Here is a 25112-nt window from a genome sequence, read left to right as displayed (position 1 = left end):
TACTATGAGGACACCTATCCCCCATCATAGCTGTCTGGTGCAATATCAGATAAACCACCTACCTTGAAATGCCTAAGTCAACAGCACTATACCATGCATCAAAACAACGCTGGATGTCAGCCTTGTCCGCATATCAAAATAACCGTCTGGCCCAGCGCTCTGGTTTTCTGTACGCATTAACTTTTCAGCCCGCCAAACAGCAATATACCCCGTAAGTAAAATCGGTAAACTGACTAACTCATTGTTCTCTCCAACCAAGACAGACAACCAAGCTGCTAATACGATAACATTGCTCAAAACTAGCGCTTTATTGCTCCATGGATTTTCAAAGTTTTCAATGCCACTACCCCATAAGATGCCCGACAAAAAACTTAAAATCACAACACTGTAGGTGATAAAAAGTGCTTCACCACTGAGCCCAAACAGTGTGCTACCTGTCAGAGATACAAACAACCCAGCCACAAAAGGGATCAGCCCCATGTAGCCAAGCTTGGTCATGGTCTCTCTAGTGTGAGTCCTTACTACGCCATCAGACTTCATAATTGCTGCTCGATAGCATTTTTAAGAGTCGAGCTCACCGGCGATGTCGAACTAGGGAAGGTTGCCACCACCTTGCCCTGTTTATTAATAAGGAATTTATAGAAGTTCCATTTGGGCTTCACTCCGGCTTGAGATTGTATTTGGGTAAAGACCGGATTGGCGCTACTGCCTGTTAAAGAAGAACGCGCCATCATTGGAAAAGTGACGCCGTAATCGAGGTAACATACCTTAGCAGATTGCTCTTCGCTTCCCCTGTCTTGGCGAAAATCATTGCTTGGAAAACCAATGACAGTAAAGCCCTTATCTTTGTATGTCTGATATAACTCTTCAAGCTCTTCAAACTGAGAGGTATAACCACATTGACTTGCCGTATTGACCACCAAAAGCGTTTTACCTTGAAACGCTTCGCACAACTCGATGTTTTCAGTCGAGTTCAGCAGGCGTTGTTTGCTACTCAATATCTCTGGACATGTGGTTGCAGAGGAAGTAAACGCCGTCAAACTACCAAGTAAACTAATACAACAAAGGATGGGATATTTCATAGGGTTAACTTATGTGAGTGATTTTTACTATTACTACTATAGCGCCAAATAAAACGATCACTTCGATTCGCATCATTGCTCATTCTGATAGCGAGATCTGTAAATACAAATCGGTTGAAAACGAAACCTATCAATTACCGATTGGTCTCAACAACATGGTCTACTTAGCTATAATGTAAGATAATTCGATATCAACAAGAGTGTGAAATGGTGCAGAGGAAGCGTAAATATTCATCACTGTGTCTTGTACTTACACTAACACTATCTCCAAGTGCTTCTTCTCTAATCGTCAGGGGGGTTCAAGATGAATGGCCACCTTATTTTCATAAAGATACGATGAACAAAGGTAAGCTACACCGGCAAGTTGACGAAATTTTTTGCGCAGCACAGATGGAACTCGCGGTGGAAATATTACCTTGGAATCGCGCCTATAAGATGGCAAAGTCAGGTGAAGTTGATGTGATACTAGGCGCTTGGAAAACATCGCAAAGAGAAAAAGATTTCTACTTTAGCGAGCCCTACTACACCAATCAGATAAAGCTCATCAGCCTACAAAGCTCGCCAGTCCAATATAAAGATTTACAACAAGAGCGCTCGATTAGCATAGCGGTTGTCTCCGGTTATGCATACGGGCGAAACATTAGCAACAAGCATGTGAACTTTTTTCAGACCAAATCTGCTAACGAAAATATTTAATTTTTGCTGAAACATCGTGTTGACGCCGTACTTATGGATGAAGAGGTTTTTAATTGGAACATAGAACAGCAATCGTTCGATAGAAACCAGTTTCACGTATCAGAACAGGCGGTAGATGTTTTACCACTGTACCTTGCTTTTAGTAAAAACAATGCCCTATCAAAATCAATTATGGCAAATTTTAATCAGGCTCTAATATCCAACAAACCATGCAATACCAAGACTGACAAACCATGAATTAAAAAATAATCGCTTCTATTTTTTAATTTATATGTTATGTGACCCAATATATTAATATTTGAAATGTTAATTTTAATCATTACACATTATAGATTATTTACTCACAAATAAGAGCTATAAATATTGTTTAAATAATAGATATAAATAATTATTATTCCTCCTATAAATAAGGTATCTATTATGAAAATTATTAACTTATCTTTATTACTTGCAGCATGTTCATTCTCCGCACAAGCAAGCTTTGCCCCTACTAATGTTTATCTTGATGGCAAAGCTTATCCCGTGGTTGAGCTCGAATCAGACGTCGTCACCAAAAGCTCTGTCGAAATAGATCTCAACAAAGAAGAACGCCAGAAGATGGATAGCAAAGGATTCGCAGAGCTTTCAAAATCTTTCAACTTCTTGTGTCGACTTACCCTGTCAAATAAATTTTACTTCACTGAGTTAAAGCCTGGCGATTCAACCATGCTGTACTCGTTTGATCAAACCTGCGCTTACAAACGTGCATCTGGCTCATTAACAAACTTATCCAATGCCTGGCTCAGTTTACAACTTGTTGATGGCAGTGGCTCTGTTGTAGGTGGACCAAGTCGCTCAGTCTATGCTAACCCCGGCAAAGGCACATATTATTGGGTAGTCATCAACCGCTCTACCGGCAGTCGTGGCGATGGTTTCATCAAAACTACGGAAATTCACTAATCCTATAATCGGTGAAGCCTAGTCCTTCACCGCTTTTTATTGGCCAGCCAAGATACTCTAAATAAATTAAACACAGAGATGTAATCACTGAATCTAAACTATAGCAACTTGAAATAGATAAAAATCTTCCTTTTTATACCTATTCTCTACCATAAGCTTACATAACTCAACGGGTAAAATCCCCTATCTTGTGATGGAGAAAGTTTCGTCTTGATGCAAGAAGGCGTGATACTGTGTAATGATTGAGACTTTCGGCACAGTGATACTCGCTGCGTGTTTTACAAGCCAACATTTTTTGATGATAGCGCTCTGACTGACGAATGAATTCTGCTGTTTCACTTCCACCAACTAAAATCAGGGTTTCTGGCTGTTGGAAGCAGTCGACAAAAATAGGGCTGGCTTCTATCTCTGATTCAGTCACTGACAGAACATCGTTAAGGTAAGACTTTTGCACCTTAGTTAAATCAAAAATACCACTGAGTAATACTTGCGCACAGATACACTCACCCTTCCCATTTTTTACCGCATTCTGCGTGATTTTAGCCACCAAATAAGCCCCTACTGAATGGCCACAAAGAACAATTCTTCTTGAATCGCCATTCCAGTGATGGATGTTTTCTTTTAACCATTCAAATCCAGCCAAGTTTTGCTCAATAATTTCAGTTATACTGACGCTAGGCGCCAAGTCATAGTTAATAACACCAACCGTAAAGCCAGCAGAAACATAAGGGCGAGCGATATAGCTGTACTGATTTTTATCTAAGGCCCTAAAATAACCACCATGTATAAACAGCAATACAGGTGCATTAGGTTGAGCCGCAGGGAAAATATCAACCGTTTGGCCAGTCGTCGGTCCATAAGCAATATCAAGATGACAAGTCATAGTAGCCCGTGCCCATGCGCTCTGTAATTGGTTAGCTATTAAGTGAACTCGACCAAATGGGTGTTTTCTACGCAAATTAAATTCGTGGTCATAGTTGTCCAAATCAAGCTCCTACGGGCAGTAAAATTATTTTTCTGACCATTAATGTATCGCTTTATTGAATATTTAGACAACAAATTCGAGTTTGAAATGAATGAAGGTCTCATACTGATATCGAGCTAATTGGTGGTGAAACATCATAAAAGGACTAGATTCACTCACTAACCCACACAATGTCTTATCTAATAATTCATATTATTGAGTGATAGCAGCCACATTGACTTTACTATTATAAAAAATCCCCACTTAAACTAAGTGGGGAACGCTTTCACGTGGATGTCCAAAATCCGGACCATATCAACAATTGGCTATATAAAGGTTTCCGGGCTCTAAAACCGGGTTGATATAAGGAAAAAAGAAAGACCTATATCTAATGCTTATCATGATTTTCCGAGTAGGGACAAATCAGGTTAAGCGCGGGTATACAATATACAATCTGGTATCATTTAACATACGGGGAAATCCCGTATGTTTTTCTACTCGTGGTTTGTAATACTCATTGGTTTTCATCTTTAATCAAAGCAAAATCAATCAATAGGTTTCAATGGGTTATTTTTCATGAACACTTTTATTCAAAAAAAGCATCTGCTGGCGGAAATAAGAAATGGCGATTTCACTCACCCAAAAGACAGAGAAGCGGTTCAGTTTGCCACAAGCAAAATCAACTTTGCATCAAAGCAACGCGTATTAGATGTGGGATCCGGCTTAGGTGGCACAGTGGATATGCTCAACCAAATAGTAACAACCACTGGGCTAGACAAAGATATCCAAGCGGTACATTACGCCAGAAATCAATACAAAGATTGCGAATTTCTCCATGGCGATGTGCTAGATATCGACCAACTCACTGAAGAAACCTTTGATCTTTTTACACTATTTTCCTCTTTCTATGCATTTGAAGACCAGAACAAAGCATGTAATGCATTAATGGGAAGAGCAAGGGAAAAGGCCGATTTACTCGTTTTTGAGTACTGCTCAAAAACGCCATTTAAAGGCAATCTCTTTGATGATGACCACTCCCCTTTCAACCCAATTGCCTTAGATAGACTCGATACTATTTTCTCGCCTTGGTCCATCGTTGAGGTACACGACTTATCGGAGATGTTTTTTGAAAGCTACCAAAGTGTACTTAAGACCATGCGAGAACATAAATCTCCCCTTTGCCACCATCATGGGAAAGAGGCATTCGATAGAGTCTATGACTCTTTTACTAAACTTGCTGTTAATCTTGATACTGGAGTTCTAGGTGGTTGTCTAGTTCACGCTCAAACATAGCAATCACACATAAACTCAAAATTAGTATGGTAAAGGTGTCCCCCCCAGGGCAAGATCATGAACGTTTTTTGTCCAATCTCGGTTTAAAATTGACCTGATGAGCCAAATGTGATCTTATGCTCCTCTTTTGAGGAGCGGCACATAAATTTAGAGACCATCAAAGCGCATTCCAGCATCATCCGTGACGAGCGATAAAACGCAAAAGTAGATTATCCACTGTTTGATATTTTATTTGGCTCAATCTGCGCCGTGATAGCCGGAGGTCAAGGCTGGACTGACATTCGTGAATATGTTCTTGGCCACCATGAGTGGTTTCTTAAACAGGGGCTGGTTGAAAACGGCGTGCCTGTCGACGATACCTTTGCTCGTCTGATAGCAAATATTGATCCGGCCGAGTTTCGCGATTGCTTTCTGGGGTGGATGAACGCGGTACATACATTGACGTGTGGTGAGGTGGTTGCCATTGATGGCAAGACTTTGCGCGGCTCCTACGATAGAGATGACAGGCAAAGCACTATCCATATGGTGAGCGCCTACGCAAGTGCTAGCCAACTGGTACTGGGTCAACTCAAAATCAACGATAAAAGCAATGAAATAACCGCGATTCCCGAGCTTATTAAGATGCTCGACTTGCGAGGAGCTATCGTGACGATTGATGCGATGGCCTGCCAGACGAAGATTGCCAAAGTGATCACTAGCAAGGGCGGAGATTACTTGTTGGCAGTAAAAGGTAATCAAGGTAAGTTGTCGGCAGCCATACAAACAGCCTTCGCCTCACACCGTCGAGCCCCTATTGACAAAACTACCTATCAAATCAAGAAGCAAAAGGGCCGCGTAGAAGCGCGTACCTGCCATGTACTCAAGGCTAGCGAGTTAGAGGGTGACTTCTCAACGTGGAGCGGACTCGCCAGTGTTGGAGTACCGCTACTATATAAGTTCAGCTGATCTAACCCCGAAGCAGGCAGGAAATACCATTAGAGCCCACTGGGGGATAGAGTCAATGCACTGGATTTTAGATGTGAGCATGCGAGAAGATGCTTGTCAGATTTACCGGCAAAACGCGGCTGAAAATTTGGCAGGATTAAGACACATGGCGCTTAACATGTTAAGAGCTGAGCCAACCAAAATTAGTGTGCCAATGAAGCAGAAACGTTGCATGGTGAACCCCAGCTTCTTGAAGCAAGTTTTGGTTGCTGGACTGACGTCAATGGCTAAATCCTAACCATTCATGCGGACGCCCTGGAGTGGCAATCCTTTTATTAGCCAATAACTTATTAAATCTTCTCTCTACTAAACGAGACCGTTCTTTCGAAAAACAAGCCAGACTGCAATAAGAGCTCCTCAATATGTGTTTGTCGTAAGCAATGCTTAACGAGCGAAATAACAAAGTGAAATAGATAACTTTGTTGTTCAAAGAGCATTGGCTGCTCGCGCAGCCAATAGGATGTTATTGCATATTCTATTGACAGGCAGAAGAAGGCTCATATGTGTTATACCAGCTAAGGACGATAACCCTTATTTTACTAGGCGGATCAAGTAGAGGTGACAATAATTACTGTGTGAGCCTGCCCATCTTTGTTCAGAATGTCCCTGAACATTAACTTTTGCGTTAGCATGAAACGCAGATAGCAAAGTACTTATGTTTGCTTCATAACCAGGATCGTTCTTATTAAACCAAAAGCCTCCTTCACACTTTCCTAGCCTGTCCTTAATGTTAAAAGTAAGATCGCCACTTCCAAATACACTATATGACAGTACAGAGTCGACTTGGGTTGTACCTGACTTCTCTAGTGCTCCGATTGCCGGCATCGCGATAAACATCATACTTAGTAAATACTTTTTCATTATTTTACCTCTCATTTTTTCGGCACTTTAAAATAACCGGATACCAACTAAAATAGTGTTTCCCTCTTAATCTTGTGCTTGGTACAACATTTTTAATAACAGCTCGTCTCGTTTTTCTGTCTGCCTGATTTTCAATCAACTTACCATAACTCATTAAAAACTATCGAATATACGTCACATTGCACATCCTACCAAGCCATAAAAACGAGACTGCGTATTATCATTTTTTATTTATGTGATTTATACCAGAAAAGGGCGTTGTTGAGCAAATCGGTTTCAAGATCAACGACGCCATATTTAACTTTCCGTTAGCTTCGAACAGGCATGCCTAGTCCTATGACTTTGTTTATCGCTTTGACATTCGCCATGATTTCACCCACTTGAGCGTTATAACATCTCAAGCTCAATTTACCGCTAGTTAGTCCTTTATATCGAGACATTGCGGTCTCAGATATTGAGCGATAGTGATAACCAGTCTCGGATTTCCACTCCGCTATCACCAATATTGACCAGACTGACCTCGGCACTAATGGCTTCATGGGTATCTACATCAACGGCTAAGTGCAACTTGCGCCATGTTCTACGTTTTTCGGTACCGTGTTTCTTCACCTTCCACTCACTCTCACCAAAGACTTTGAGGCCAGTCGAGTCAATGGCTATATGACGAATAACCCCTTTAGATTTATTACGGTATTTGACCTAGACTGTCTTCGAGCGTTTACTGATACAGGTGTAGTCTGGGGAAGTCAGCGGAGTCTCCAATAACTCAAAGATAGAGTCGATAAAACCTTGGAGAGCACGTAATGGTAGTGAGAATATTCCTTTAATCATCAAGGCAGTTTCAATCGCGGTATCAGAGTACTGAAAGCCTCTACCACGCTTACCATGATGGGTTTTGCATCGCCATGCCTCCACGGCTGTATCATCTATCCAGAACGTAACCGAGCCCTTTTGCACAAAGCCTTATTGTACTCCGCCCAGTTAGTTATCTTCTTTTTCGCCTTACCCATGTTGTCACCGCTCGAACCATCATAAAGGGTCAGATCGCAGGACTCGAAAAAGGTTCAACTGATTTAGGCAACAACGCCGTAGAATATACAAAACAGGAATGACACATGACCAAAGAGGCGTTTGATAGAGTCTATGACTCTTTTACTAAACTTGCTGTTAATCTTGATACTGGAGTTCTAGGTGGTTGTCTAGTTCACGCTCAAACATAGCAATCACACATAAACTCAAAATTAGTATGGTAAAAGTATACCCCCTCAAAGCCCGCCAAAAAGCCTATTAATACAGTGAGCCTCTTTAACTTCTGTCCCGCATTTTAGCATGATATGTCATAAATTATCATTTGATCCCACAAATAACAAAAACAACAATAGTAAGGGTCAAAAATTAGAATTTGTGAAGGCGCTATGAAACTCAACCTATTTACTTCAGAAGCAAAACGCCCTGCTTACCAATGTGGAAGTACTAATACTTCATTCCAAGTTAGGAGGGTTTTTAGCAAAAAATCTAAAGCACCATATACAGAAATCAATTCTGCAGTTAAGTCCACCGAAAGAAATGGAACTCATCAGCGTATTATCGATAAAGCCATGAAGAAGACTTTAGCCGAAGCAAAGAAACCCACCAAAAAAGAGAGTAATATACAATATGAAACTCTTTATAATCATGTTGTTTTCCGAGCAACCTCTGAAGTGAATGCACATTTAGAAAAAAAAGCTAATGAAATTAAAAATCCAGATAGAATAAAACAAGCTCAGCGTAATATTGAGAAAAACTTAAAAAACCACTTAAATACCGATTGTCTAATGAATTCAGGACCACTCCGTACTTATCTGGTTTCTGGAATGGAAAAGAATATGGCACGTTTGAGTAAAAAGGAAAGAGAAGAACTTATTAGTCTGGCATATAAACAACTTGACCAAAATATTGATGAAATCATTAGAACTCAGAAGCTCGATACTTATTCGGTAAAAGAAGTTACGCAATATGTAAACCTGCTTGTAAATAACGAGTTTCCTGAAAAAATAAAAGAGGTTGCCACTCCCTCTAGCGTTATACAGGAAAAAAGAACATTCAAGAAACTTCTCACGCGCGATCAAGATTTTCCTATGGCCTTTCGTCACCATCAAAGATAGTGTTTAAAAATCACCTCTTTGCCACTATCATGGCAAAGAGGCGTTTGATAGAGTCCATGACTCCTTTACTAAACAGGCTGTTAATCTTGATACTGGAGTTCTAGGTGGTTGTCTAGTTCACGCTCAAACTTAACAATCACACATAAACTTAACATCAATACCACTGCAATCATCGATGCTGGGACCATCAGCACCCCAGTTTGATCGATTAACCAAGTCGCAATCAGTGGAGAAAAACCGCCAAAGAACACTGCAGGCAGTGTAAATGTCATGTTCATTCCAATTCCACGAATACTCGACTTAAATAACCCGCCTAAAAATCCAAGCGCAATGGCATCGATAACCCCAATTAAAATCGAGAAAACCACACTAATGCATGCCAGTGTTACATAGCTTTGATCATGGATAAGCCAATAGAAGGCGCCAATCACCGCAACAACTTCAATATAAAGAAAGTGAAATAGCAGCTTCTTTCCTTCAAAACGAATTAAAGCCAAACCCGTCAATATCACTGTGATCACCATGATAAAAAGACTTATGGTATTAAACGCAGAGGCTGTAAGCTTTGGCACGCCAAGAAAGAGATTTAAATAGCTCGGGAACCAGATAAACATCAGATAAAAAGAGATTTGCAAAGAAGCAATCACTGAGAAGCCGACCAGAAAAGCGTGCCTATGTTGATAAATTTGCGCTAGATAGCCCGTCTCTTTTCGGCCCTCTGAGTCTTTTGTGGCTGTGGAATCGAGTAGAAATAAATCCTTTCGCAACCAAAATAAGAACAATATTAAAGGGATAGAAAGATAAAATGGATATTTCCATGCACCCGCTATAATTTGCTCTTGGGTGAGAAACGTGTTCATTAGTGTAATGGTCAACGATGAGAGCAATACACCAATCAAAGAACTGCAATTAACTAAAGCGCAGGCAAAACGTTTAAATTTTGTCTCCGTATGGTTATAGGCAAAGGTCGCCGTTACGGGCAGCTCACCACCAGCGGCAAAGCCTTGCACTAAACGTGCGGCCACTAAAGCGATAGGCGCTGCAATACCAATACTGGCGTAGCTGGGTATCAACACGATAATAATTGGCGGTATTGCCATCATCATCATAGAGATTCTAGCCGCTTTCGAGATGGAAGCACTGTCTGATAGCCAACCAAAGAACATACTACCAAATGGCCTTGCCAGATAGCTGAGCGCGAACACACCAAATGTTTCTATAGCCGCAGAGATAGGATCCGATGAAGAGAAGAAATACTGACCAATCGAAGCGTATAAATAGGCAAAAATAATGTATTCATACCATTCAAAAACATTGGATACAGTAGTAATTTGTATAACTTTACTTAATTTTAAGGTTTCGGCGTTCATTTCTTATTAGTTCCAAAAGTACAGACCATAGGTATTCATTGGCAAGCTTGGTTTGCTTAATTTTTCGAATGTTCTCTTCCACTGTTCTTGTCGAGATCCCCATCTGAGTTGATACAGATTTTTGATTACCCAAAGCAGCAATACGTAATATGGTTTCCATTTCTCGAAGCGACGGCGTCTTAATAAATAATGATTCAACGCAAAGATACTTGAGAAAATAGCGAACTGCGACAAGGTGGGAAGAATAAAAGTCGACATAAAGGCTGAGTAAAGACAGCCTATCTATCTCATCGGTTAAGTTTTCACTGAAGGTAAAAATAGACGTGACTTTATCTGATAGTTGGCTAACCATCGGCTTTTTGATCATGTTCTGAACACGCAACGTGCCGTCTTGGCAAGGAATCGCTCTCATATTATCTCGCCCCGAAAGGCGCTTTTTCACCACAAATGAGTCTAAATCTGAAATGGCACGTTCAAATGAATCATGCCAGCGGTGAGTCACTTTCCCTTTAAGCTCTTTCGAGTTCAGACCCACTATTTCATTTTGGTGGCTTAAGCCAAATAAAGAGATACTTGATTGATTCGCATACAAATATCGTCCCCTACTGTCTTTTAACATAACAGGGTTAGACATCTGGTCCGCTAAATCTACCACATCGTCGATAACATAAGAGTTAAGCGCTAACTTATTGTCCAAATCGGGTAGCACAGCTGTGTGTCCTTGAATGCAGTGCACTCTATCACATAACTATCTACCCATTAAAGTGAATCTCTTTACTAAGAAGAAAATCGAATAAGTGAGAAGTGTGTTGTTACATTCTGTAATTTCATGACTTAAATTGCATTTATATGAAATAAAAAATTTGATAGTTACATAATATTAATTATTAGTTCACAAAAAGATAATATCGCTATTGTTCATACAATATAGGTAAATAACTATTCCTGCTTTCATAAGACTCGATTTTAATATTAATAGTATAAATATATTAATAGTATAAATATATTAAGTGGTAATCAGGCTTGGCAATGACAGTTGAATGTATAACAATAAGCACCCTTCATAACTTCAAAGGAAACCCTCTCGCAGAGCAGTTTCAACTTAGATACCGATGTTTAATTGAAAGGCAATCATGGGATGTACCTTTTGTTAACAGCATGGAGTATGACCAATACGATAACCCTGCAACTGTATACTTTGTGTGGCGTGAAAACGAAAAAGTAAGGGGGGTCGCTAGGTTATATCCAACAACTCGGCCTTACATGTTGCAAGAGGTATTCCCGCATCTAGTAACAGATGAACCTTTACCCTCAGACCCTGATGTTTGGGAGGGAAGCCGATTTTGCTTGGATAAGAACTTGGCACCCGCTCAGAGGAGGCGTGCGATGCAAGAGCTTGTCATTGCTTACCTAGAATATAGCCTTACACATGGAATAACCCATATTGTTGGTCTTATGCTCCCTATATACTGGAGAAACGTCTTTATAAATAATGGCTGCCCAATCTCTTGGTTAGGTGATTTCTCAATTGCAGGTGATGGAAAAAAAGTTCGTGCTGGAAAAATGGCCGTTAATAAAGACACTCTCAATTCTGTGAAAGAAAAAACTGGTATATCTGACAATGTACTTTGCTTTGGAGAGCAGTAACGCACTGAATTTTTTTAAGGTGTATACCTCTTAATCTCCTTGCACTATTTAATACAAAAAGAGCCGCATCCGCGGCCCATGATCGCAATTAAAGCATGTTTCCAACCTGATGACCTGCCTCATCAAGAGCGCTATTCACAACTTTCGAAATCGCTGGGTAACCATTCTCTTCATCATCCCACTCAATACCTTCTGGGACTTCGATTTCAACAAGGATAGGGTTTCGCATTTGAATTTTATTGTCACTTAGACGAACGATAGTAACCTCTCCATTCACATAACCACGTGGGTCGCTGAGCGGAATAAAGCCATAATAATCGCGAATGGTTCCTGCATTTATTACCTGAATAACCAGTAAATGAGAGGCATTATGCTTTTCTCTTAATTTAGAAACGTCGAAGTTAAAATAGCCTTCTTTTTGCTCTGCTTCAGGCAGTTCATTGGCATCACTAACATCAAAATACTTTTGAAGAACGATGACGTCTTTCGCACCTTTTGCTTTTAATATTTCAGCAATACGTGGCTGATGCCCCTCAAGTGTCTCGTAATTTAACGTTTCGATATGATTTTCAACGGAATCTGTAATCGCCTCATTGATGGCCATGTCGAGTAATCCTTGCGCTCCACTGCGTGAGGCACTCATTTGAGGCTGTTTAACAAATGCAACAACGACCGTTTCAACCGACTCCTTTTCCCAATAATTATCGGGCATTTCTACAATTCTTGACGCACAACCACTTAACACTGCAAGGCTTAAAATAGCAGTAAATAACTTTATATTTTTCATTATGTTTTCCGTAGAACTTCAAAGCGCGGAGAGGCTAACAACATTAACTTCACCAATCAATGGCTAATTACACATTAATATATAGAATTAATCGTTTTTACACAGGCAGTATTGCTATTGATACTGGTAAACGTGAAATATGCCGCTATTCCAAAGTTCGAGACAGCTTATATCTTTGCTTTGTCAAATAGTTTTATATGGTAAGTTATGTACTTACCATGATATTTATCGATGACTAACTGGTAGTCATGTAAGCCTATCGACTCAAAAATATAATCATACTCAAGGAGGGGGCCATGTTCCCGATAGAAGTTTGGATAACGTATACGTTGGCATGTTTAGTTTTAGTTATATCACCGGGCCCAGATAATATTTTGGCCATAGGTAGAGGCTTGAGCCAAGGTAAACTTGCTGCAAGCTTGTCTGGATTAGCATCTGGGGCCGGTATTTTATTCCATGTTTTAACCGCGACATTTGGATTAACACTATTAATACAAACTTCAGAGCTAGCATTTATTATTGTAAAAACCGTAGGCGCTGGATACCTTATTTGGCTGGGCATCAAAGTACTACGGTCTCGAAGCCTTATTAACTTATCCCCCAGTGAAAAACAGCCACTCACCAGTATTGTCACGACTGGTTTCTTATCCGCATCGCTAAATCCTAAGCCAGGAATGTTCGTACTCGCTTTCATACCGCAATTTGTAAACCCTCAACTTGGCTCAGTAACAACTCAGATGATCGTCTACGGCGCGTGGTTTGCTTTTCTAACAGCGATAGGTTTTGCGTTGATGGGAATATTTGCATCTAAATTGGCAGGTTGGCTTAATAAAACGCCGCGGGTGGTGAACGGACTCAATATAGGAGCAGGCTTAACTTTCATCACTTCAGGTTTTGCTGTCGCCGCGTTAAAGCAAGAATAGTCACATCAATGAAAAGTGAAGATATTGTTGACTCTTTAGAAACCCTATTAGGCAATTTAACCAACCATATTTCAGGGCAATACATATTGCTTGATGGCGGTTTCTTTAAAGGTTACTAAACGTGTTTATATATCTTAACTAAACCTCTTATAAACCCTAGACGCACTTCCATAAGGGTGAAGCTTGTACGCTATTCCAATCCCATTAGAGGCTAATTCTTCCGCTATTTTATGGTTTATTAATTCTACTGGACCTGGAAATGCAACCTTAAAGCTTTCACGCTCTTGGGGAGTCAACAAGAAACGGTAATACCTAGGGTAATCATCTAAGCGTGCAAAAGCGTGTGTGAGTTCATGAGCAAGACTATTGTGCATACCTAGTTCATTAACAGCTGGCGTTTCTTGAAGGTAAACTTGGCGACTTTTGGGAGCATTTTCATGAATATTGGGCGAGTGATATGTATCACTCGCTGGGAAAATTATCTCAAGTTTTTGATGTTGATTTATATTTTGATTGAACATACGCCTAAAGCTTTGACTGTTAAAATAAAGGTCTTTTAACATCCTCCGTACTGGTTCCTTCTTAGTACCTAAGATAGAGATACCATTATTTTTTATGAATTTTTTCCAGCTTTTCTCATCAAAGTTTCCATATTTGTCAAAATACAAATTGCGACTATCTACCATATGGCTCAGCTTAGATTTTAATGCGATTTCGGTATAGTTTCTCTCAGATGGATAGATTTTAAACGCCAAATCACCCTGCGAAAATAACGTATTTTTCTGTGCAATTGATTCGATCCACTTGGCAGTCTTAGCTTCTACTTCACCCTTATCACCCGACGGTTCGCGACCGAAATTTAAGAATGATGCTGCATCATCTTTACTAATGATATTATGACTAAGCTCTTGATTTGATTGAGTGGACCAGAGACAGTCCTTTCTTAAAATAATGTTACCTAGTTTACCCCCTTTCCAGTCGTAAATAGTTCCCGCAGTTATCCCCAGTCCTTGAAGTTTTGAATCAAACTTAACCAACAAAACCCTGTTTGTGGCCTCATCATAGAATGGGGTAAATTCTGGGTTAACATGGCCCCTTATGATTCTATATATATCTTGTCTGTCGTTAATTTTTTTTGAAAGAACTCTGTTTCTAAAAAGTAAAGCCTCGTAGGCATCGGATTTTTTACAGCATGGAATTTCATTCCAATTCGATACCTTGGGCATGTATATGCCTTCTGTTAGCAAGTCATCCAAGCTGTAGAGCTTTCCCGGTATAGGGCTATCAATGAAGGTTGTATTATTCCTTCTGAACTTGTAGGTATTGTCAGATCTTTTTGTGGCGGCCGCATTAGATCTCAGCTCTAAGTTATGGGCTTCCTCTGAAGATGCCACTTTGCATTTAAAGTTATCTTTACCTTTAGAGACCTTGGTAAGCGATGGTATACCCTCGAGAGAAGTCTTACCTCCATCGCAATTTGCAGTAACACTCTTGACCTCTATTTTGTCAGTTTGATTCTCTATTACATGAGATCGGCCAGCTAAGGTACTTGGGGTTGAGTGACCTATATTTACGAATGTATTCATGTGTTGGCATCGCCTATTTCCTCTGACTTTAAAGATAAAACTATCATTAGAAAATTTTATGAGAATTGATATTAATGGAATTAAGATGAGTTTTTTGGGGAGAGAGGATAGAAGAAGGGCGTACTGATAGCGACTTGATGTCATAACACTTAATCAAGCTCACGCCTCAGCAGAATAAATTTTGAACACATTTCAGAATTATTCTATTGAGTTTAATTACTTAGGAGAGAGAGGATTATGTCTCTATAATACTGTCTTGAGATATTTATACCTTTACCCACTGTTACACCTCTCCGCCATGAAACTAGGTTTACACCAAAAGACTCTGCAAAACGTTCAGGTGATTTTCCATCCAACGTCAAAAGTGTTCGTCACGTGCCAAATGGCGTTATATATAGTCCATTTTATAATGAGGATATGGTGGTCCAAGCCATGGCAATCAACAGTGCAAGAGTTCTTAAAGGAAAAGAACCCTTACCTATGATTTGCTCTACGCTCAGTCGGGGTGCTTTAACATCTTCAATTGCGGAATTCAAAGACAAAGAATTACAGAGCAGTTTGAAAAAAGGTGGCTTCTATGAAGAAAAAATGAGTTCTTGTATTAAGTCATTGGGTGTAGAGATGGTTCACAATAACTTCCCGTTAGAAACTAAAACACTTGGAGAGTATAAAGCTATTAATCAGCTTAATGTGATTGACCCTAAAACACTACCTGAGAACACAATTGACACTATATATGTCATCGGCCATGGTGAAGCAGGCAGACCACATTTATACGACACGATAGAAGGCAGTGGCAGTAAGCCTATATCGGATGTCATCAGCGATATCAGCAGTCTGGTTAGAAAAAAATCAAACCACAAGTAAAGATTAAAATAACTGCATGTGAGAGTGCCGACAGAGAAACATTGCAGTCTTTTAACAATACAAATGATATTTCACAGAGAAGAAACGGTACAGAGCCTTTGGCCAAAAGTGCAAAAGCAGAAGCGAGTAAGCATTTTCCTGAATCTCGGGTATTCGGATATCACGGTTTAGGGATCAGTCGAGGAGTCGACTATATCTCGAAGGCGAGATGTTTGGACTCAAGCTTTGATAAAGCCACTGGCAAGGTATCCCAATGGGTAAAAGCCAGCACCGTAAGAAAAGAGTTTTAAACGTCATCAGCTCAGGATCACAGTCAGCCCCTCGAAAGGGCCTTGAAATGCGTACCACGAACTTTCTTTTATTAAGTATCAAAAGGTCACTTTTTGGCAGCTAGCGCAATAAGTATAGTGCGCTAGCTAACACCTCTGATTTCAGTTCAGATTAGATGACGCCCACCAATTTTAGTAGTTCGAGTTAATCAGAACTTCTTCACCATACTTACCTGCATGAGGTAGTGGAGTATAGGTAGTCTGCGCGCCTCTTAGGAACCGAATCGCTTTGACACCAGCCTCACGAGAGCTGGTAATGTCTTCGTCTGAGTCGCCATAGTATTGAGCAATTTTTGCCATTTTGAGTTGCTGAACTTTATCTAACGAACCTGCGAAAATGACGGGTTTAATTTGCTTCTCGTACTCTTTAGGGAAAATATTACGCAAGGTTTCAGTGACTGTCTCTTGCCCCTCTGGAGCAGTGCGACCAGTAATGAAGTAAACGGTATCACCATGTTTTAAGTGCATGGAGACTAATTCAATCGCTGATTTTTTGGGGATAGAAAAACGATCAAGCCCCGTTGAAGCTTCATTCCAAAAATCTTGGTTTTTTAAGTAATCAAAGGAATCTGGAGAATACTTTTGTTTACCGTAGTAAAAAACCGGACTTGAGAACAGCATAGTGTCATCAATATCTAAACCCACATTAATAGGATGCTTCGGAAGCTCTGATGCAATCTTATCAACCGTGGTCCAAGTAATATCTGGGTACTGGGTTGATGCCTGAGCAGAAAGAGTATGCATATCAAGGGTTGCAGGAGTATTGGCAAGTACTGATACCGAAAAAAGTGAGCTAAGTGCAATGATGGTAGACGTCTTCATTTTTCATCCTAGTGAGAGTTCGTACGCTTAAACCTAGCGATCTTACACCTTTTATAATGCTATTCATTCGAGCAAAATTAGTTTTTGTTTATGGTGTTTTTAGGGGATACTCTGGACTTTCCTTCCTCGTTTCTAAAGGTTGCCTTGTTTAACAAGCTTTAACATTTCTGCATTTAAAAGCTCAAACTTGAAGAATTTCGATCTTTTTGTATCTGAGTTTTCTTCATCGTTCTTACTATCGATAAACCATTCTCTTTCCATAATCCAGAGAAAAGCACAACGTACGGACGTAGTTAGGGTATCTTTGTTCTCAGGAATACCAAAATCAATTCGTATTCTTCTTTTCTGAGATTCATCTCTGTCTGGATGGATTCTCAATTGCAGAGGAAGGACTAAATTCCATTCCTTGTCAGACTCTAAGGTTTCATGTGGGAGAGCCTTGTATTCTCCACCTTCGAAATGTTCAACAACATCTAACGCCCTAGAAAAATGGAAGTTCTTAAAGAAAATTTTATTATTATCGTCTCGGTGGTAACCTCTAAACATCCAGTTCACGCCATCATGCATTATCGCAAGTGGAATAATCATTCGCCTACTATGATTGTTACTATTTTCAGAAAGATACTCACAACTGATAGCGTATTTGCCATTAATTGCCCGAGTAATTCTCGCTATAAATTCGACTGACAATTCATTTGATACTCTACCAATTTTCTCAAACGGGATAGTCGTTTTAGCAACTTGGTGTAGCTTATTCTTATTAAAACCGTGAGCTAGCATCCCAAGTGATGTTTCAGCATCAAGTTCGATCACAGGATTGTAGTTATTTCTAACAATAGCGTTAGCTCTAAGACTCCTATTATACTCAATGTTACGTCCCCAAACACGACTGTAATCCGCCAAAACCTTAGAAGCGGCAGCATCGGATAAATTAAACATACCTCCAATGTCGGAACGTTTTACAATACCAGTAAAGCGCAGCATGAAATCTATATATGCTAACCGATCTGCGTTATTTGTATGCTCTTCTTTAAGTTCTTTGTATGTGTACATTGCTACCATAGCTCTCTTTATATGTGCTTTAAATATTACTCTTACACCCGATAAAAGTCCATTTATGATAATCAAAAACAAACTTGAGATAGATTTTCAAATCGTCAACAATTAATTTCACTTATAAAAAATATACGCAACCATTGACCTGCTCACTTTTTCATCATAGAATCGTTCAGGGTTGTGGAATTGGTCTTCAACTGTGGAAATAGGAGGTTGTTTATGGCAACTAATGGAAAAGCTGGTGATGGCTACCGTCATGGGGCTGTTCGTGAACGTTCTCAAACTCAAACCAGATCTGGTCATTGGGTAAAACGTGATGCTAACACTGGGAGATTTATAAACGTCAAGAGCGATGGAAAACCATTTAAGGGAGTTAGAAAAGAGAAGTAAAAGCACTTATCAGCTTGACTGAAAAGTGCTTTTATTATGAGGTGATTTACTGATTCTGCGCCAACAGAACGGATAAGGCAAAACACCCTAGGTGTTTGTCCATTAAAGAACAGACTATAAACCTTTGAGACAAATGATAGTACCTTTCTTTAATGTTCACCTCAATATAGCGATTCGTTTCTTTAACAAAAATTTGAAGGAACGGCATCTTCTCCGAGGTAAAACCTTTTACCTAGGTTATATCGGAGAGTAATAAACCTAATTTGAGGCAGATACAAATGTGTAGAAAAGACCTACTAAGTGATATTTCTAATACTTTTGAAGAGCTAGGGTTTCATGAGAGTAAATCCAAGCAACCGATGACTTACCAACGAAATGTTAAGTATCCCAGTATTTTTTCTAATAAAAGTGATTACGCGCACTTTGTTTTGTACACGACAATGCGTACGATTCAAGTTGTAGCCAAATTTCAAGAGTCTAATGGTACTGCAATAGAGAAACTGGGTTACACCATAATAGATGCAGCTAGATCCTCTTACGATGACTATTTAGTTGTCTGTGGAGGAAGTGAGTTGCTTAAGCATGATCGAGCAGTTGAGTTTCTAAACTCTTATCGTTCGTCAGCACCAAAGCTAACAGCTATTACAGTAAAAGAATTAGCTTCCTTTATAGAGCCAGATCTAGGCAGTAACGCAGCCTAAATAATGTGACTCGCAGATGTGTGCCACATTTGGGCACACATTCATTTAAACAGTGACTTGTTTTCTTTTCACCGTTATATATCACTTATGACTATATCGCGTGCCCTTTTACCCAGCGGGTTTGGTATTGATGAACAAAATCACCTTCAGCTTCTAGGGCGGCGTTAACGCGTTGCTCAAAGTTATCTGGTTTAGGATCGATACGCCAGAAAAACTTGGCGGGTTTGCGCTTAAAAGAAGGGCCAGTGATCACTGCGTTTTTGCCATGGTCCATAAAGGCAAGGATTTGCGCGAGTGGATACGTGGTATCGGCTTCAGAGTGAAAGGTCAGCTTACCTGTATCAATTCCAACAATCGCCATCGGGTGGTAGCCCTTTTGTTTTTTGTTTTCAAACTGCAACACAAGATTGATACCAACTTGGTTTTCAATTAAGCCCATTTTATCAAAGTAGGCCGCGCCCACCCTGCCATGACGCCAGCTATACACAATTTTGCGCTGACGATCAAAATACACTTCGGCATCTCTGGGCTTTAAAAGGAAAAGCAGCCACATAACAATACCCACTAACAAAAAAGAACTTATCAGTAGAAAACTAGTGAGGAAACTTTCAAGCTTTCCTTCCACTTCCTTAGCCCTTAAATAAGTTGCCCATGTCACCTCACCCTCTTCATTTAGCAAAGCTCTAGCATATTTTTCGACTTCGTCAGCACCATACATTGTATCCCTAAAAGGCTTTTGTTGCTCAAAATGCTCTAGCATCTCATGCGCGTATTCCTGCCGACTTTCAAAGTTAGGCAGCCAATCATAAAACATATAAAGCGGCATAAAGGTAAACACCATCATCAGCGGCACGATAATGGCGTTGCGCAGACTGTGATAACCGGTTCTTAAGGTAAGCACCCTATCATCTACTGAGACTATGGGGTCAAGAGGGTCTTCCATGGGAATCACAGCTACCTCTGCGCGAAACTCCTGCCACCATTTGGAAAAAGGCTGGGCTTTGGTGGTGAATATGCCCCAAAATCTGCGTTTCATCAGTAATCCTTAGTAGTTATCGTTAGGACGCTCATCAAGCATACCTATCATATGACCGTCGATACTGCCTGATGAGGTTAACATACGCTTAGGTACAACCAGTGCTGGGGCAGGCTCATAACACCACTTTAGTGTCGGCAAACTTGGACTTATACCTAATCCTACTGGAAACTTAGCCATCACAGTCAAATGCAGACCATCCTCTTTAAGCTCGTGCTGCTTCGGGTCTTCGAAAGCGGCAAGCAAGGCGAGTTTAAACGTCTTGGTCATCTGCTCATTTGGAACCACTGCCATTGTGCCTGTTTTAGAAATAAAGGTATTGCACATAGTACCATGGAGCTGCGATATACCCATTTTAAATTCAGGTAAAATAAAACTAAAAGTGCGAAGCTGCTCTGCACTGAAAGCACCCTGCTCCGTCATCGTGTTTTCAACCTTTAACTGTGGCCAGTAGAAGTAATTAATAAACTCTTGAGACTCTATCTCGAAAGCTGCGCTAAGGTAGCTCGAATAAGCCTTTTTTCTCGATGGCTTCAAGTTGAGTCTTTTTTTGACTGTATCTACCTCTTCTCTGTCAATAAAATTCCAAAACGAATAGTCTTCACTTTTACCCCAAAAACATCTGAAAAGTAGATTTTCAATCCCCGTTTTGGTATGACGCGAGATAATGCTACCACTCCAAAGTAAGCCTGCCATACTGATGCAAAAAAATACCAAACCAACAACACCAGAGAAGACAGTCCCAAACAGAACTAACGTGAAGCCTGCCGCTATCAAGTTGCCCTTCATTAATCCCACATTCCCACTTTGGCCTGCTTTATATGCATCCCAACCATAGCAAGACGCGTAGGCTACCGTTGCGATTACAACCAGTCCAGTGACTGGTGCTTTAGTGAGGGTATTGTTCATATGCTGGCTATAGGCCATCACATTGGCCAGCCCAAGCTTTTCAGCCATTTTGACGCTCAGGGTAGGCAGGTATTTTTGCATCAATTGGGAGTTAAACCCTCTATTGAGCATTGAAGCAGTGGCATTGGCTGATTTCGCACCATATTTAGCCAGCTCTATACTATCGGCCGCCAAAGCACCTAATGTCGCGCTCACTTGAAACATGCGGTAAAGCTCATCTTTATTGGTAATGGGGTCAAGAGTCGTAAACTCTTCTTGAGTGCCCATCTCATACATGGACGCTACATTGAGGAAAAAAGACCAACCCGTAAAGCCTGCGCTGGCAGTAGAGGCGGTTAAGTGCACGGCTGTTTTACTGGCAGGATTGACCGATTTCTTAAGCTTATCAATCATGGTTTGGATTATCTTAGGGCAGTTCGGCGTGACCTCAAATTCAAGCAGTTGCAAAATACGGGTCTGCTTCTCATCCACTTTCGTTTCTGACCAATCGATTAACTTATCATACCAGTTGGTTTTCGTTTTTTGCCAAATAGAAGCAGCGCGTCCTTGGGTTGCCTGCTTTTTCATTAGCGCCTCAACGTCATCAAAAGGTACTGGCACCCTATTCCCAGTGACTTTTAACCCCAACAGTGCATCGAGTATCGAAGGAAAAGTGGTGCGATAAAATTTCTCTAGACCCACATTGCCCGCTATTCTGGCCCATTTTTCACTTTGCTTGCCTACATAATCAAACGCTATCGGTAGACGGGCCAAAAATGTCCCCATAGTGCTCAACACATGATTACCCAAGAGATCAATCCACTCACTCCAATCTCCCCCTTGGCACTGAGTAAAAATACGCTCTGCGATTTTAAAACCCGCTCCCGCCGCATTGTCCTCTGGCGTAAGGGCCTCAGTAGTAAATGCTTGACTTACCCACTCATCCATAGCGGCCATGCCTTCTTCACTGGCGGTCACTCCATCAAAAATCCCGCCGAGTAAGAAGAACAGTTTGACTAACTCATCTACCGGCTTTTTTAAACCCTCTTGGCGAGTATCGATATAATATTGCACGTAAAAAGTGAGTGAACCTAGCTCATTTTTTGCCCCTTCTCCGGAGACAAAGTAATCCATCATATCAAGCCACTGCTGAGTCTGCTCCTGAACCTTATCCATTTTGACTTCACTGTTATCCAAAAACTCAGTGAGGGCTTGAGTATCAAGGTTTTCTTGCGCGAATTGACTGACTGAAGGCTCTGTACTGTCCATACAAGCTTTAGCATAAGTACCAATTGTCAATGGATAGAGGTTGTTCTTTTGATAGGCTTGTCCCTCAGCCACCGTCATTTTGAGCTTATTGGCAATGTCTCGCTGTCGGCCGACAGGGTCAAATAACACCACTAAAGTGCCGTCTTTTTTCTCGCTGTGGCTTTTTTGCATGGTTTCGACTAACTCATCCGCCACAAGATGGTAGCTTCTTTGAGTGGTCACTATATCCATGCCAATATCGGTCGGCTTTTGCGCTTCTTTATCCGCTAGCCATTTCACATCATGGCTGCGGTAATCTTCCACCAAACTGCTTAACGTATCTTGAGTAGCAGTGTCGCTAAAGTCATCGCTGGCACTCATGTCAACTTGCTGCATGGCTTTGGTGCGCCATTCTTGGTCGCTGTTCATCTTGTCTATGATGTCGGCGGCCCATTCGTGCTCTGAGTAAGCAATCGAGATTTTTTGTGTACCATTGGTGACAAAGGCGAATGGGTAGAAAGTCGCGCCGGATGAGATATCGAGCGTTAAACCGTCTTGGGCGTTTTCTTCGTTGGTGAAATAGTATTTCTCAAACTTTTCAATCACGCCGGTGGCGGTTTCGGTCTGGGCGTAGCGGAAGATATGGATCTGCTGATTATCGGCTTTGCCCTCTTCCTCTTTGATGTAAATCCAACCTTCACGCAACAGGCGCAAGATATAGCCGCCGGTTTCATTAAGGCCGGAAGCGCTGGCCATTTCTGGCAGGGTGGGCGGCGCTTGGGCGGGCATAATAGTGTCAAAGAAGTTGGCATAACCATAGCGCACTGGGTAAATCGGCAGCACATCGGCTATTTTGCCCGCCACTTCGTTCATAAAGGGCTCGACCAAGTCGATGGTTTGCGTGGTGTTGACTACGGTTTCAATTACCCCTGCTTCAGCAGAATAGACGTTATCAGCGGCTTTAATTACCTTAACATTGGCGGTATTGCTCATTAGCGTAGACACCCTAAGCTGCATTTTGGCAAACACGCCGGCGATAAGCTCAGTTAACCCCTTGCCGTAGGTCTTAATGGTGTTGATGTGCTTGTTAAATAGCTCATCGGATAAATAGGCGTATTTAAGTTTACTGGCTTGGTCGCGCAAAAACTCTAGCCTAGATTGAAGCTTTTTCAGCAAGCTGTCGAAGCTTTCATTGACGGCTTTTTTCGCGGCCGCCCAATCATAATCGTTAAGATAAGATTGCGGGTTCCCCTCACCACGGGCGCGAATGAAAGCCAGCAAACGATCTGTGGTTTCATAAGGCGCAAGGCGAAGTATCGCCGAGAGTATTTCACCCTCTTCCAGTATCATCGGCATGCTATAGGCGAGCATGGCTTCTGTGGTGTGTGGCAGGGGCATATTGATATTGCCAACCAAGGTCTCACAGGATTTTTCTAAGCTAAACTCGGTTGCTGGGTGCAAGTGGGTATAATGCAGGCGCGTTTCTAGCCCAACAATATCTTGAAAATAGCGGTCGGTGGTAAGCTCATGGCCAATTGCGCCCCATGGTGCTAGGCCCGTTTCTACCCGTGTCGGTTGCCAAAAGCCTTGATTACGTTTGCGCGCCTTATCAAAAAAGTCGTCGTCACTGATTTCTTCAATGCAATGTGGATTGGTGCGCCGAACTGGAGAGAGACAAAAAGCATCTTGGCTCTCTTGCATCACTAGTTTAACTTTACCCGGCATTAAACCAGCAACAAAGGACTTACCTGAGCCATCTAACGCGCCAGCGCCAAGTGGCGTAATCCCTTCATCGGTTAATGCGTAAGGGGCATTGGTCAGACGCTTGCCGTTGGGATAACGCACACATATCTCGCACGTTGAGGGAATATCAAGCTCAGGGGCTACCGTTACACTTGGGTTTTGCACACCGTCACAAATGGTGTTGCCCTTATTCATGGTCATTTGATCGCTTAGGCGCGCCACCCCTTTACCCTCGATAAACACATTGGCTGACGCGGTAATAAACTCGGCTTCGTCTTCAATCGTCCCAGAAGAGATGCCCTTTTGGTCACCATCAGCATCGCCAGTACTTTTGGCAAATTTACTGCCTTTGATGGCAATGCTATTGCCACCATCGGCGCAGACTGTCGCCGTGCCCTCGGCAAGGTCGGCGGACTTTGCGTTGTTACCGTAGGGAATACGCACAACCGCAGGGCCGACTGTCGTTAAACACACATCCGGAGAAGAAGCGTTAGCTTCGCCTCCTGACCCTTTGTGAACAGTGCTTAATACCTTGGAAATGTGATGTAGTATATGTCCTCGTTAGTCACGGAGAATAAAACAAGTAAGATATCTGCCCATCTCTTATGCAGTAACAGTGAGCAGGACACTATATATACATCTATGCTTTATATTAAGTGTGCGTAATATTGAGTATTCAGAAATACTTAAAAGATATCATGTGGGCTATTGTTTATCATCACATGTAACAGGTATAGTTCCGCATCTCCATGAGAC

At 41.2% G+C, this 25112-nt stretch carries 22 protein-coding genes and 2 pseudogenes; 11 read left to right on the top strand and 13 right to left on the bottom strand.

Annotated features, from left to right (window positions below):
* Window positions 1-72 precede the first annotated feature (72 nt).
* The gene (locus FIV01_RS04560) at window positions 73-540 is read right to left on the bottom strand and encodes a DUF3429 domain-containing protein (RefSeq protein ID WP_152429930.1); all 468 of its coding nucleotides are present in this window, start codon (window positions 538-540) and stop codon (window positions 73-75) included.
* Window positions 537-1082: a glutathione peroxidase gene (locus tag FIV01_RS04555; protein WP_152429929.1), complete on the bottom strand. Its 546-nt coding sequence runs from the start codon at window positions 1080-1082 to the stop codon at window positions 537-539. Before FIV01_RS04555 ends, FIV01_RS04560 begins: the two co-directional genes overlap by 4 nt.
* Before the next feature lie 207 nt (window positions 1083-1289).
* Here FIV01_RS04555 and FIV01_RS04550 point away from each other — a divergent pair, with 207 nt between their 5' ends.
* Window positions 1290-1778 (top strand): substrate-binding periplasmic protein, encoded by a 489-nt coding sequence (locus FIV01_RS04550; protein WP_152429928.1) that lies wholly within the window; start codon window positions 1290-1292, stop codon window positions 1776-1778.
* A 420-nt stretch (window positions 1779-2198) separates the two neighbouring features.
* Complete coding sequence (locus tag FIV01_RS04545; protein WP_114786906.1) at window positions 2199-2717, top strand: hypothetical protein; 519 nt, start codon at window positions 2199-2201, stop codon at window positions 2715-2717.
* A gap of 166 nt (window positions 2718-2883) precedes the next feature.
* Here the strand turns inward: FIV01_RS04545 and FIV01_RS04540 are convergent, their stop codons facing one another.
* The gene (locus FIV01_RS04540; RefSeq protein ID WP_152429927.1) at window positions 2884-3702 is read right to left on the bottom strand and encodes an alpha/beta hydrolase; all 819 of its coding nucleotides are present in this window, start codon (window positions 3700-3702) and stop codon (window positions 2884-2886) included.
* 555 nt (window positions 3703-4257) lie between these two features.
* On the opposite strand from FIV01_RS04540, the gene FIV01_RS04535 reads away from it, so the two are divergent.
* Window positions 4258-4974, top strand: a complete 717-nt coding sequence (locus FIV01_RS04535; RefSeq protein ID WP_152429926.1) for a class I SAM-dependent methyltransferase — start codon at window positions 4258-4260, stop codon at window positions 4972-4974.
* 141 nt (window positions 4975-5115) lie between these two features.
* A pseudogene (locus tag FIV01_RS04530) lies at window positions 5116-6196 on the top strand (ISAs1 family transposase).
* 293 nt (window positions 6197-6489) lie between these two features.
* On the opposite strand, the gene FIV01_RS04525 reads toward FIV01_RS04530, so the two are convergent.
* The gene (locus FIV01_RS04525) at window positions 6490-6819 is read right to left on the bottom strand and encodes a hypothetical protein (RefSeq protein ID WP_152429925.1); all 330 of its coding nucleotides are present in this window, start codon (window positions 6817-6819) and stop codon (window positions 6490-6492) included.
* A 308-nt stretch (window positions 6820-7127) separates the two neighbouring features.
* Window positions 7128-7829 (bottom strand): annotated as a pseudogene (locus FIV01_RS04520) (IS5 family transposase).
* A 405-nt stretch (window positions 7830-8234) separates the two neighbouring features.
* Here FIV01_RS04520 and FIV01_RS04510 point away from each other — a divergent pair.
* Entirely contained in the window at window positions 8235-8963 is a 729-nt protein-coding gene (locus tag FIV01_RS04510) for a hypothetical protein (protein WP_152429924.1), read from the top strand.
* Between the two features lie 80 nt (window positions 8964-9043).
* Here FIV01_RS04510 and FIV01_RS04505 read toward each other — a convergent pair whose 3' ends face one another.
* Both FIV01_RS04505 and FIV01_RS04500 read right to left on the bottom strand, forming a co-directional pair.
* Window positions 9044-10333 carry an MFS transporter gene (locus FIV01_RS04505; RefSeq protein WP_152429923.1) on the bottom strand — a complete coding sequence of 430 codons (1290 nt, stop codon included), beginning with the start codon at window positions 10331-10333 and terminating at the stop codon, window positions 9044-9046.
* Window positions 10305-11069: a PAS domain-containing protein gene (locus FIV01_RS04500; protein WP_152429922.1), complete on the bottom strand. Its 765-nt coding sequence runs from the start codon at window positions 11067-11069 to the stop codon at window positions 10305-10307. Before FIV01_RS04500 ends, FIV01_RS04505 begins: the two co-directional genes overlap by 29 nt.
* Before the next feature lie 293 nt (window positions 11070-11362).
* Between FIV01_RS04500 and FIV01_RS04495 the strand changes: the two genes are divergently transcribed.
* Entirely contained in the window at window positions 11363-11980 is a 618-nt protein-coding gene (locus FIV01_RS04495) for an acyl-homoserine-lactone synthase (protein WP_152429921.1), read from the top strand.
* An 88-nt stretch (window positions 11981-12068) separates the two neighbouring features.
* On the opposite strand, the gene FIV01_RS04490 is transcribed toward FIV01_RS04495, so the two are convergent.
* Complete coding sequence (locus tag FIV01_RS04490) at window positions 12069-12767, bottom strand: cytidine deaminase (RefSeq protein ID WP_152429920.1); 699 nt, start codon at window positions 12765-12767, stop codon at window positions 12069-12071.
* A gap of 296 nt (window positions 12768-13063) precedes the next feature.
* Between FIV01_RS04490 and FIV01_RS04485 the strand changes: the two genes are divergently transcribed.
* Window positions 13064-13690 carry a LysE family translocator gene (locus tag FIV01_RS04485; protein WP_152429919.1) on the top strand — a complete coding sequence of 209 codons (627 nt, stop codon included), beginning with the start codon at window positions 13064-13066 and terminating at the stop codon, window positions 13688-13690.
* A 134-nt stretch (window positions 13691-13824) separates the two neighbouring features.
* On the opposite strand, the gene FIV01_RS04480 is transcribed toward FIV01_RS04485, so the two are convergent.
* On the bottom strand, window positions 13825-15276 hold the full coding sequence (locus FIV01_RS04480) for a hypothetical protein (RefSeq protein WP_152429918.1): 1452 nt from the start codon (window positions 15274-15276) through the stop codon (window positions 13825-13827).
* Window positions 15277-15651: 375 nt separating this feature from the next.
* On the opposite strand from FIV01_RS04480, the gene FIV01_RS04475 reads away from it, so the two are divergent.
* Together FIV01_RS04475 and FIV01_RS04470 are read left to right on the top strand one after the other, a co-directional pair.
* Window positions 15652-16143 (top strand): hypothetical protein, encoded by a 492-nt coding sequence (locus FIV01_RS04475; protein WP_152429917.1) that lies wholly within the window; start codon window positions 15652-15654, stop codon window positions 16141-16143.
* Window positions 16144-16184: 41 nt separating this feature from the next.
* Complete coding sequence (locus FIV01_RS04470; protein ID WP_152429916.1) at window positions 16185-16433, top strand: hypothetical protein; 249 nt, start codon at window positions 16185-16187, stop codon at window positions 16431-16433.
* A gap of 171 nt (window positions 16434-16604) precedes the next feature.
* On the opposite strand, the gene aphA is transcribed toward FIV01_RS04470, so the two are convergent.
* Window positions 16605-17294, bottom strand: coding sequence for an acid phosphatase AphA (aphA, locus tag FIV01_RS04465; RefSeq protein WP_152429915.1), 690 nt, complete (start codon window positions 17292-17294; stop codon window positions 16605-16607).
* A gap of 132 nt (window positions 17295-17426) precedes the next feature.
* Complete coding sequence (locus FIV01_RS04460) at window positions 17427-18356, bottom strand: WYL domain-containing protein (RefSeq protein ID WP_246210423.1); 930 nt, start codon at window positions 18354-18356, stop codon at window positions 17427-17429.
* Window positions 18357-18569: 213 nt separating this feature from the next.
* On the opposite strand from FIV01_RS04460, the gene FIV01_RS20575 reads away from it, so the two are divergent.
* Both FIV01_RS20575 and FIV01_RS04455 read left to right on the top strand, forming a co-directional pair.
* The gene (locus FIV01_RS20575; RefSeq protein ID WP_172971808.1) at window positions 18570-18740 is read left to right on the top strand and encodes a hypothetical protein; all 171 of its coding nucleotides are present in this window, start codon (window positions 18570-18572) and stop codon (window positions 18738-18740) included.
* Between the two features lie 278 nt (window positions 18741-19018).
* Entirely contained in the window at window positions 19019-19441 is a 423-nt protein-coding gene (locus tag FIV01_RS04455) for a PD-(D/E)XK nuclease superfamily protein (RefSeq protein ID WP_152429914.1), read from the top strand.
* 91 nt (window positions 19442-19532) lie between these two features.
* Here FIV01_RS04455 and FIV01_RS04450 read toward each other — a convergent pair whose 3' ends face one another.
* The gene (locus FIV01_RS04450) at window positions 19533-20477 is read right to left on the bottom strand and encodes a hypothetical protein (protein WP_152429913.1); all 945 of its coding nucleotides are present in this window, start codon (window positions 20475-20477) and stop codon (window positions 19533-19535) included.
* A gap of 9 nt (window positions 20478-20486) precedes the next feature.
* Complete coding sequence (locus FIV01_RS04445; RefSeq protein WP_246210422.1) at window positions 20487-24800, bottom strand: toxin VasX; 4314 nt, start codon at window positions 24798-24800, stop codon at window positions 20487-20489.
* Between the last annotated feature and the right edge of the window lie 312 nt (window positions 24801-25112).

The sequence above is a fragment of the Vibrio aquimaris genome, assembly GCF_009363415.1.
Taxonomy (GTDB): domain Bacteria; phylum Pseudomonadota; class Gammaproteobacteria; order Enterobacterales; family Vibrionaceae; genus Vibrio; species Vibrio aquimaris.
Note: the sequence above shows the minus strand (reverse complement) of the source record. Positions and strands in the feature narration are given on the sequence as shown.

Excerpts from the sequence above, each read along its gene's own strand:
- FIV01_RS04495 (WP_152429921.1), top strand. The coding sequence starts at position 11,363 with ATGACAGTTGAATGTATAACAATAAGCACCCTTCATAACTTCAAAGGA.
- aphA (WP_152429915.1), bottom strand. The coding sequence starts at position 17,294 with ATGAAGACGTCTACCATCATTGCACTTAGCTCACTTTTTTCGGTATCA.
- FIV01_RS04555 (WP_152429929.1), bottom strand. The coding sequence starts at position 1,082 with ATGAAATATCCCATCCTTTGTTGTATTAGTTTACTTGGTAGTTTGACG.
- FIV01_RS04550 (WP_152429928.1), top strand. The coding sequence starts at position 1,290 with ATGGTGCAGAGGAAGCGTAAATATTCATCACTGTGTCTTGTACTTACA.
- FIV01_RS04505 (WP_152429923.1), bottom strand. The coding sequence starts at position 10,333 with ATGAACGCCGAAACCTTAAAATTAAGTAAAGTTATACAAATTACTACT.
- FIV01_RS04525 (WP_152429925.1), bottom strand. The coding sequence starts at position 6,819 with ATGAAAAAGTATTTACTAAGTATGATGTTTATCGCGATGCCGGCAATC.
- FIV01_RS04460 (WP_246210423.1), bottom strand. The coding sequence starts at position 18,356 with ATGGTAGCAATGTACACATACAAAGAACTTAAAGAAGAGCATACAAAT.
- FIV01_RS04545 (WP_114786906.1), top strand. The coding sequence starts at position 2,199 with ATGAAAATTATTAACTTATCTTTATTACTTGCAGCATGTTCATTCTCC.
- FIV01_RS04490 (WP_152429920.1), bottom strand. The coding sequence starts at position 12,767 with ATGAAAAATATAAAGTTATTTACTGCTATTTTAAGCCTTGCAGTGTTA.
- FIV01_RS04510 (WP_152429924.1), top strand. The coding sequence starts at position 8,235 with ATGAAACTCAACCTATTTACTTCAGAAGCAAAACGCCCTGCTTACCAA.
- FIV01_RS04560 (WP_152429930.1), bottom strand. The coding sequence starts at position 540 with ATGAAGTCTGATGGCGTAGTAAGGACTCACACTAGAGAGACCATGACC.
- FIV01_RS04535 (WP_152429926.1), top strand. The coding sequence starts at position 4,258 with ATGAACACTTTTATTCAAAAAAAGCATCTGCTGGCGGAAATAAGAAAT.
- FIV01_RS04485 (WP_152429919.1), top strand. The coding sequence starts at position 13,064 with ATGTTCCCGATAGAAGTTTGGATAACGTATACGTTGGCATGTTTAGTT.
- FIV01_RS04480 (WP_152429918.1), bottom strand. The coding sequence starts at position 15,276 with ATGAATACATTCGTAAATATAGGTCACTCAACCCCAAGTACCTTAGCT.
- FIV01_RS04450 (WP_152429913.1), bottom strand. The coding sequence starts at position 20,477 with ATGAAACGCAGATTTTGGGGCATATTCACCACCAAAGCCCAGCCTTTT.
- FIV01_RS04455 (WP_152429914.1), top strand. The coding sequence starts at position 19,019 with ATGTGTAGAAAAGACCTACTAAGTGATATTTCTAATACTTTTGAAGAG.
- FIV01_RS20575 (WP_172971808.1), top strand. The coding sequence starts at position 18,570 with ATGGCAACTAATGGAAAAGCTGGTGATGGCTACCGTCATGGGGCTGTT.